An 8,595-nucleotide genomic window follows, 5' to 3' on the forward strand; every position below is an offset into this window, starting at 1 on the left:
TGCGCGACGGCGGCACGGTCGTCAGCACCACCGCCTTCATGACCACCCCCGGCGACGAGACCCGCGGGGTGCGCGCGGTCACCGTCTTCGTGCGCCCGAACCGCGAGCGCCTGGCCGAGCTGGTCTCCCTGGTGGACGCCGGGCAGCTGCACGTGGAGGTCACCCGCCGCATCCCGCTGGCCCAGCTGCCCGCCCTGCACGCCGAAGCCGCCGCCGGGCGCATCGCCGGCAAGGTCGTCGTCCTGCCCGAGTGAGAACCCGCAGGAGTCGCACGCTCCCGGCGCGGATCTCCGCGCCGGGTGCACCGGCAGCGGGTGCGGCAGCGGGTGGGGCCTAGCGGGGCGTTCACCGCGGACGTCGCGGCCGTCCGCGACGCAGACCGGACCGGCACAGCGCCGGCGACGATGAGCGAGGAGACCACCATGAGCGACCCGGACGACGTCAACCAGCGGATCATCGCCGACTTCCGCGCGAACGGCGGCCGCGTGGGCGGCCCCTTCACCGACGCGCCGATGGTCCTGCTGCACCACACCGGCCGCAAGAGCGGCAAGGAGTTCGTCACTCCGATGATGTACCTGCCCGCCGAGGGCGACGAGGACACCGTCTACGTCTTCGCCTCCAACGGCGGCGCACCGGCGAACCCGAACTGGTACCACAACCTCACGGCCGCAGGCAGCGCCCGCATCGAGCGGGGCACGCGGACCTTTCCGGTCTCCGTGCGCGAGCTGACCGGCGGTGAGCGGGAGGCGGTGTACGCCGAGCAGGCCCGCCGCTTCCCCGGCTTCGCGGGTTACGCGGAGCAGACCCGGGGTGTGCGCACCATCCCGGTGCTGGAGCTGACGGGCCTCGGCGGCTGACGGGCCTCGGCCGCGCGGACCGGCAGCAGTCAGCGGGTGGCGCGCTCGGCGATCTGCACCCGCAGGCCCGCTACCACCGTCTCGAGGCCGAAGTCCCAGGACACCGTGGGATCCTCGATGCCGCGCAGGGCTCGGAACTGCGGGAAGTCCGCCGCCGGGAGCGCCTCGATGTCCGTCTCCGGCGGCGGGTCCTGAGCCTCCAGGCTGCGCTCGAGCCCGGCGGTGAGCGCAGCGTGCACGGCGATCTTCACTGCGCCGTAGGCGTCCTGCGGCTCCAGTCCCGCCGCGCGGAAGGCGGCCAGCGCGAGCTCGAAGGACGCAGCCGCGCGCGGGCCCTGCACGGGCCGGCGCATCAGGACGGCGTAGGCACCGGGGTGTCGCAGCGCCAGATCAGCCATCGCGGCGTGGAAGCGGCGCACCCACGCCTCCCAGCCCAGCGGCTGCGAGGGCAGGTCCGCCTCGTCGAAGAGGACCTCCACGATGCCGTCGCTCACCGCCTCGCGGGTGTCCACGTGGTTGTACAGCGAGGTCACGTGCACGCCGAGGACGGTGGCGATCCGCCGCATGGTGACCGCTTCCAAGCCCTCGCGGTCGGCCATGGCCACGGCCGCCGCGAGAATGCGGCCTCGCGTCAGTGGTGCCACGGGGGTGAGCGTAGGGGCTCACTGCTCGTGCAGCAGTGCGGGCCCGTCCTACGGAGTGAACCCGTGCGAACCGGGTCCCGGCGTGAGCGTCACGGTGACGCGCTCAACGGCGCGCTCAACGGCGCGCTCAACGGCGCAGGTCCTAGTGCGCTGAGCCTCGGTCGGACTGGCCCACCTTCCAGCCGTCCTCCCGGCCTACCGGCCGGCCCTGCTCATGGGCCACATCCACCACCGCCCGCCCCTCGCTCGCGTCGACCAGCTCCGCCAGCCGGGCCTCGTCGGCTGAGCCTGGCGCCGCCGTCAGCATCACGGCGGCCAGGTCGTCGCCGGGGATGGCGATGAGGTTACCCACCAGCGTGAGTGAGTCCCCGTCGGACTGCGTGAAGCTCGCGCTGCTCTCGTAGGCCGCCACCGGTCGCGGTGCGCGCCACAAGGCCTCGAAGCGGCGGCTGCGGGTGCGCAGATCGTCGACTAGGGCGGCCAGCGACGCATCATTGGGGTAGCGCAGCAGCGAGCTGCGCAGCTGGGTCACCAGGACCGCCTCGTGCTCGTCCGCGTCGGCCGCGGACTGCCTGAAGGCCTCGAAAGGGTCGCAGAACGAGCGCCAGGCGACGTTCCACTCCCAGCGCTCCCCCGTGGGGTTCCAGTGCTCCAGGGCCAGGAAGGCGCTGTTGGTCGCGACGACGTTCATCGCCGCATCGGAGACGATCATCGGGGTGTCGGCGAAGCGCTCCAGCAGCCGCCGCGCGCCCGGGCCGAGGTCGGTGGGCACCTGCCCCTCGGCGGCGGCGTAGCCGGCCAGCGCACACAGCCGCTCGTAGTCGGCCCGCCCGACCCGCAGCGCCCGGGCGATGGCGTTCACCACGCCCGCCGAGGGGTGGCTGCGGCCCTGCTCCAGCCGGCGGACGTAGTCCGCGGACATCCCCGCCAGCTCACCGAGCTCCTCGCGCCGCAGCCCGCGCACGCGCCGCCCGCCCGGCGCCAGCCCGACCGCCTCGGGGGCGGTCGTCTCCCGCAGGTGGCGCACCGCGGCGCCGAACTCGAGGTGTTGCACGGCGCGAGTGTGGCAGAAAATCGACCGACAGTGTAGGTCTCCTCTAGGCCGACGGCGCAGGTCATTGCTGCTGACCGCCGCGAGCGACGCACCGCGCCCTACTCACACCCGCTGAACCCGAGTGGTCCTCACCGGCGGGACCGAGCGGGCTTCACCGGTGGCACCGAGCGGGCTTCACCCGTGGCACCGAGCGGGCTTCACCCGTGGCACCGAGCGGGCTTCACCCGTGGCACCGAGCGGGCTTCAAGGTGGGCCAGCTCGGCCCAGGATGAGCGCGTCGAAGCCTGCCACCTTGGGTCACGTCCCCACGACGAGCACGACGACAGCACACCCACGAGAGCAGGTTCGATCATGAAGGCGGTGCGCTTCCACGACTTCGGTGGTCCTGAGGTCCTGCGCCACGAGGACGTCGAGCCGCCCGTCCCCGGCGTGGGGCAGGTGCGGATCCGCGTCGCCGCCACGTCCTTCAACGGCCTCGACGTCACCCTCCGGGCCGGCGACCTGCGCGACAGGTCACCGCTCCGGCTGCCGCACACCCCGGGTCTCGACGTCGCCGGTACCGTCGACGCCCTCGGTCCCGGCGTGGATGAGATCAGCATCGGTGACCGGGTGGTCGGCCTCCTGCCGATGACGGCGCCCGGGGCGGCAGCGCAGCACGTGCTCGCCCCGGCGCAGGTCCTGGCGGGGGTGCCCCGCAGGCTTCCGCTGGCGGATCTGGCGGCTCTGCCGCTGGTGGGCCTGACCGCCTGGCAGGCACTGTTCGACCACGGCGGCCTCATGGCCGGGCAGCGAGTGCTGATCAACGGGGTCGGTGGAGCGGTCGGCGGGTACGTCGTGCAGTTGGCCGTGGAGACCGGTGCACAGGTGCTCGTCACGGCCACCCCGAGCAGCGCCGTCCGGGTCAAGGCCGCGGGCAGCGACGAGGGCACCGTCCACACGCTTGACCACACGCTGAACCACGTGCTCGTCGACGTCGCACACGCGGTGGTCGAACCCGTCGACCTCGTCCTGAACCTCGCACCGATCGGTGCGGAACAGCTGGCCGCGATGGTTCCGTTGATCCGCGACGGCGGCAGGCTCGTGAGCACCACCGCGTGGATGCCCATCCCCTGCGACGAGGAGCGGGGTGTGCAGGGCGTGAACCTGTCCGTACGCAGCGACGCCGACCAGCTCGCCGACCTGGTCGCCCGCGTGAGCACTGGCGAGCTGCTCGTCAACGTCGCTGAGCGGGTGGCGCTGGCCGACCTGCCCGCCCTGCACGCCCGGGCCCACGCCGGCGCGCTGCCGCTGGGCAAGGTCGTCGTCCTCGTCCCCCCGGCCTAGCCCTCACCGCTCCAGCCACCACTCCACCCACCACTCCACCCAGGAGGAACCCGTGTCCAACCAGCAGCTCATCACCGTCATCGGTGCCACCGGGACCCAGGGCGGCGCGGTCGCGCGCGCCCTGCAGGCCGACGGCACCTTCGCCGTCCGCGCCGTCACTCGTGATGCCACCTCCGCCCGAGCGCAGGCCCTCGCCGACCTCGGCATCGAGGTGGTCGAGGCGGAGCTGAGCGACGAGGACAGCCTGCGAAAGGCGTTCGACGGCGCGCACGGCGCGTTCCTGGTCACCCCGTTCTGGGAACACCGCTCCCCTGAACGGGAGCTGACCGAGGTGCGTACCCTCATCGCCGCCGCCCGCGGCGCCCAGCTGCAGCGCGTGCTGTGGTCAACGCTGGAGGACACCCGCCAGGCCATCGCCGCCGACGATCAGCGCATGCCCGTCATTCGCGACGGCCGCGGCGAGGAGTACCGGGTGCCGCACTTCGACGTCAAGGGCGGTGAGGCCGACGCGCTCTTCGCCGCGTCGGGACTGCCGGTGACCTACCTGTTGATGTCCTTCTACTGGGACCAGCTGCTCGGCGACCTCGCGCCCCAGCGCGACGAGGACGGAACCCTCGCGCTGCACCTGCCCGTGGGGGACGCTCCGGTGGCCGGCATCGCCTCCGACGACATCGGCCGCGTCGTGCTGCGCGTGCTGCAGGACCCGTCCGCCATCGGCGCCACCGTCCCCGCCGTCAGCGATGTCCTCACCGGCGAGCAAATGGCCGCGGCGTTCAGTGCAGTGCTCGGCGAGCAGGTGGCTTACCGGCCGCTGACCCCGGCGCAGTTCCGCGCTTTCCCCGTCCCCGGTGCCGAAGAGCTGGGGAACATGTTCCAGTACTACGCCGACTTCCCTGAGGCCTACAACGGGCGCCGCGACCTGACCGCCGCGCACGCGGTCAACCCCGGACACCTGAACTTGATCGGTTTTCTCACCGCCCACCGGGCCCGGCTCACCCGCTGAGAGCTGCACGCGTCGGCCGGCGACCTGAGTCAGCCGCCTGAGCCCCAGCTTGAACGTCTCGGCCTCGGCTCAACCGTCCCGACCTCAATGCAACCGTCTCGACCTCAACCTGCCCGTCTCGACTTCAGGAGCTCCGGATGTCCACGATCCTCAACCACGACGCGTCCGCGTCGCCGCGCCTGCTCGTCGCGGCCGATTCGCAGGCTTACACCGCCGCGACGCAGCCCCACAACTCCTCCGTGCAGCAGCGGCCCGTTCGCGTTGCCGCCGCCTCCCACCCGCAGGACCTCGCGGCCGCGCTGGCCGAGGTCGCCGCGCTCGAGCGCTCCCTCGGCAGCCGCCTCGAGGTCGTGCCGCAGGCCACCGGTCACGGCGCCGGAGCGCCGGTGGAGAACTCGGCGGTGCTCTTGGACACCTCCCAGCTCACCGACGTCGTCATCGACCCTGAGGCACGCACCGCCGTGGTCGGCGCCGGGGCGACCTGGGCCGCGGTCAACGCCGCCGCTGAGCGGCACGGCCTGCTCGGGCTCGCCGGCTCCGCGCCCACCGTCTCGGTCTCCGGATACACCTTCGGCGGCGGCATCGGCTGGCTGGTCCGGCGCGATGGTCTGGCCAGCGGGGGGCTGCGCGCCGTCCACTACGTCGACGGTAGTGGTCACTTCCGCACCGCGGCCGACGATGCTGGCGACGATGTCGACCGCGACGCGATCTGGGCCTTCCGCGGCGCCGGCGGGGTCGGTATCGCCCACACCCTGGAGATCGACCTCGTGCCGGCACCGGACCTGCACGCCGGGGCGTTGCTGTGGCACGCCGACGCGCTGCCCGACCTCGTCTCGGCGTGGTCACACACCCTCCTAACGCTGGCCACCAGCGTCTCGTCCAGCATCGCCGTGCTCCACGTGCCACCGCTGCCCCCCTTCCCCCAGGCACTGCACGGGAAGGTCGCCGTGCACCTGGCCATCGCCGATCCCGACGGCCCCGATGCGGCGGCCCCGCTGCTGGAGGCGATGCGGGCGGTGGCGCCACCCGTGCTCGACACCTGGGGCCCCACCGACGCGGCAGGACTCGCACGCATCCACCTCGACCCCCCGACGGCGACCCCCGCCGTCGGCGATGCGCGGTGGCTGGACGCCTCGACCCCCGACATCGCCGCAGCGCTTCTGGCCACCGCCGCCGATGATGACGCGGGCGTGGTGATGATGGAGATCCGTCACGTAGCCGGCGCCCCGACGCGGCGCCCGGGCGCGGTCACCACAGCGCCGGGCGACTTCATCTACCACGCGGTCGCACCGCTGAACCTCATTCCCCGCGACCGCATCGAGGCAGCGTTCGCACGAGCACGCTCGGTGTGGTCGAGCGCCGACGCCGGCACGACACCGGGCTCGTGGGTCGAAGGCGCAGCAAGCGTGCCGCAGGCGCTGGCGCCGGGGGTGCGGGCGCGGGCGGCCGCGGCCGCTGCCGCCGTCGACCCGAGCGCCCGCATCCGCCGCTCACGCCTGCTCGGGTGACGCCTCCCAGGAGCACGTCGACGGCCAGCTGTGGCAGGAGCGGGAGAAGTGGATCCGCTGCGCTCGAACTCGATGACCTGGAGGCAGCGTCGTGCTCCACCCGTTCACGCCCGCCGGGGTCGCGGTGGCGTCGGCGAGCGTGGGAACACCTCCTCCGTCGCTGCCGCGCGGCACCGCACGGTGCCGGCGGTGCCCACGGTCCGCGGAAGAGCTACTTGCTGTCGATGCTGAACGCGCCCGAACTGACTGAGGCCCGCTGCCTCAGGTCCTGCCAGGCGCTGGTGTCGTCGCCGAGGACGTCGAGCAGGTAGGCGGCCACGGCATCGGCGACCAGGGCGACGCGCTCGGGGTCCTCGTCGCTGGTCTCGCGCACGGCTTCGCCGGCGATGCCGCCCAAGGTGTGCTCGCCGTCGGCGATGGTCAGCAGCCGCTTGGGGGCGGGGCTGAGGTGGTAGGCGTCGGTGAACCAGTCCGGTCCGCGGGTGGACATGGCCGAGCGGTCCTCGCCGCCGGCGACGACCAGGGCGGGGGTGCTCATGGTGGTGTAGTCCGGGCGCATGAACGGCAGGTGCTCCAGCGCGAACGGGGTCAGGGTGTCGCCGGTGCCGGTGGTGGCGATCAGCGCGCCGGCTGTGACCGACGGGTGGGTGAAGTCCTCGCCGGGGGTGCCCTCGGCGTTCAGGACCCGGGCTCCGAGCAGAGCGGCGGCGCTCTGCCCGCCCCAGGAGTGCCCGACGACGGCGACGCGGCTCGCGTCCACGCGGGCGGACAGGCCGGGGACGTGGTCATCGGCCCCATCGAGGATGTCGTCGAGGTGGTCCAGGACGGCGTGCAGGTCGGCGATGCGGATTCGCCAGATGGTGGCGAAGCGGGGGTCGTCGAGGCCGATGCCGTGGCGGCGGGAGTCCAGGTGGGTGGGCTGGACGACGACGAAGCCGGCGGCGGCCCAGCGGTCCACGAGGGGTCCGTAGCCGTCCATGGACCAGGCGTTGCCGTGGGAGAAGACGAGAACGGGCAGGTCGGTGCCGTCGACGGGTGCGGTGACCTTCACCTGCAGGGGGATGCCGCGCTCGGTGCCGCGCTCGATGTCGCGGTGGACGCCGCGGCCGGTGGTGGGCACGGTGATGGGCTTGACCGCGATGAGCCGGCGGTCGAGGGCTTGGGGCACGGGATGTCCTTCGCGGAGGAGTCGGCTCTGCCACACTGGCGGAGCATCGTTCCGCCAAAGTTAGCGGAACACTGTTCCGCGAGCAAGGGAGGCCGTGGTGACCCCCACGACCGGAGTGCGCCAGGCCGGCGTGCGACGCAGCCGCGAGGCGCTGCTGACCGCGGCGACGGCGGCGTTCGTCGAGCGCGGCGTGCAGGCGCCCGTGCGCGACATCGCCGAGCGCGCCGGGGTGGGCGTGGGCACGCTCTACCGCCACTTCCCCACCCGCGCGGACCTCGTCAGCGCCGTCTACCGCCACCAGGTCCACGAGTGCACGGCCCTCGCGGCGGCGTTGCGCGGGCAGCCGATCCCCGCGGTGGAGGCGCTGGAGCGGTGGATGGCGGCCTTCGTGGACTTCCTGGTGACCAAGCACGGCCTCAGCGAAGCCCTGCTCTCGGAGGACCCCGGCCTGGCGAGCCTGCACGCGATGATACTCGACGAACTGGTCCCGGCCTGCGCGTCCCTGCTCGCGGCCGGCCAGGAGGCCGGCGAGGTCGCCCCGGACGTCAGCGCGCTCACCCTGCTGCGCGCGGTGGGGAACCTGTCGATCCCCGGCCCGGGCTACGGCAAGGACGAGGCGAGGCAGATGGTGGCCCGCCTCCTCGCCGGGTGCCGGACCCCGACAGCTGACCCCCTCCGCCAGGGACGAACCGTCCGGCCCCGGCCGGGTCGGCGGGCCGGCGGACCGGCGCACCCGAGCAGCTGACACCTCGATCGGCGCGGTGCGACGTTCAGCCGCACCCCCCATCGAAGGATCCGATGACCGATGACCCCGGTGGATGGGTCGAACCGCGACTGCTCCGCTCGGAGCCGGTGCAGGTGCCCCAGGCCGGAACCCGTGCGCGGGAGGCACCTGACCTGGGCACCTGACCTGGGCACCTGGCCTGGGCACCGGACGGCGCCAACCCGGCCCTGGACGGCTCCACCTCCGTGCCCGCCTGCGCCGGCTGCGACGACGGCAGCGCCGACCTCGCGCCGTGGAGCATCCCGCTGGACGGC

9 protein-coding genes are annotated in these 8,595 nt (G+C 73.3%); 6 read left to right on the forward strand and 3 right to left on the reverse strand.

Annotated elements, in window-relative coordinates; translation table 11 throughout:
* A partial coding sequence (locus GTQ99_RS15650) for a zinc-binding dehydrogenase (protein ID WP_166616663.1) occupies positions 1–254 on the forward strand: 254 nt, incomplete at its 5' end.
* A gap of 168 nt (positions 255–422) precedes the next feature.
* Positions 423–857 carry a nitroreductase family deazaflavin-dependent oxidoreductase gene (locus GTQ99_RS15655; protein WP_166616664.1) on the forward strand — a complete coding sequence of 145 codons (435 nt, stop codon included), beginning with the start codon at positions 423–425 and terminating at the stop codon, positions 855–857.
* A gap of 29 nt (positions 858–886) precedes the next feature.
* Here GTQ99_RS15655 and GTQ99_RS15660 read toward each other — a convergent pair whose 3' ends face one another.
* Positions 887–1,501 carry a TetR/AcrR family transcriptional regulator C-terminal domain-containing protein gene (locus GTQ99_RS15660; protein ID WP_166616665.1) on the reverse strand — a complete coding sequence of 205 codons (615 nt, stop codon included), beginning with the start codon at positions 1,499–1,501 and terminating at the stop codon, positions 887–889.
* Between the two features lie 142 nt (positions 1,502–1,643).
* Positions 1,644–2,555 carry an MmyB family transcriptional regulator gene (locus tag GTQ99_RS15665; RefSeq protein WP_166616666.1) on the reverse strand — a complete coding sequence of 304 codons (912 nt, stop codon included), beginning with the start codon at positions 2,553–2,555 and terminating at the stop codon, positions 1,644–1,646.
* Positions 2,556–2,906: 351 nt separating this feature from the next.
* On the opposite strand from GTQ99_RS15665, the gene GTQ99_RS15670 reads away from it, so the two are divergent.
* From GTQ99_RS15670 to GTQ99_RS15680, 3 genes are all read left to right on the forward strand, one after another.
* Positions 2,907–3,878 (forward strand): NADP-dependent oxidoreductase, encoded by a 972-nt coding sequence (locus GTQ99_RS15670; protein WP_166616667.1) that lies wholly within the window; start codon positions 2,907–2,909, stop codon positions 3,876–3,878.
* 52 nt (positions 3,879–3,930) lie between these two features.
* Positions 3,931–4,881, forward strand: a complete 951-nt coding sequence (locus GTQ99_RS15675) for an NmrA family NAD(P)-binding protein (protein WP_166616668.1) — start codon at positions 3,931–3,933, stop codon at positions 4,879–4,881.
* A gap of 137 nt (positions 4,882–5,018) precedes the next feature.
* Positions 5,019–6,389, forward strand: a complete 1,371-nt coding sequence (locus tag GTQ99_RS15680) for an FAD-binding oxidoreductase (RefSeq protein WP_166616669.1) — start codon at positions 5,019–5,021, stop codon at positions 6,387–6,389.
* A 211-nt stretch (positions 6,390–6,600) separates the two neighbouring features.
* On the opposite strand, the gene GTQ99_RS15685 is transcribed toward GTQ99_RS15680, so the two are convergent.
* Entirely contained in the window at positions 6,601–7,557 is a 957-nt protein-coding gene (locus GTQ99_RS15685) for an alpha/beta hydrolase (RefSeq protein WP_166616670.1), read from the reverse strand.
* A gap of 97 nt (positions 7,558–7,654) precedes the next feature.
* Here GTQ99_RS15685 and GTQ99_RS15690 point away from each other — a divergent pair, with 97 nt between their 5' ends.
* Positions 7,655–8,302, forward strand: a complete 648-nt coding sequence (locus tag GTQ99_RS15690) for a TetR family transcriptional regulator (RefSeq protein ID WP_166616671.1) — start codon at positions 7,655–7,657, stop codon at positions 8,300–8,302.
* Positions 8,303–8,595: the final 293 nt, after the last annotated feature.

It is taken from the genome of Kineococcus vitellinus (genome assembly GCF_009906315.1).
Classification (GTDB): Bacteria; Actinomycetota; Actinomycetes; order Actinomycetales; family Kineococcaceae; genus Kineococcus; species Kineococcus vitellinus.

Bases quoted from the DNA above. Each gene is read 5' to 3' on its own strand.
- GTQ99_RS15680 (WP_166616669.1), top strand. From the start codon at position 5,019: ATGTCCACGATCCTCAACCACGACGCGTCCGCGTCGCCGCGCCTGCTC.
- GTQ99_RS15670 (WP_166616667.1), top strand. From the start codon at position 2,907: ATGAAGGCGGTGCGCTTCCACGACTTCGGTGGTCCTGAGGTCCTGCGC.
- GTQ99_RS15655 (WP_166616664.1), top strand. From the start codon at position 423: ATGAGCGACCCGGACGACGTCAACCAGCGGATCATCGCCGACTTCCGC.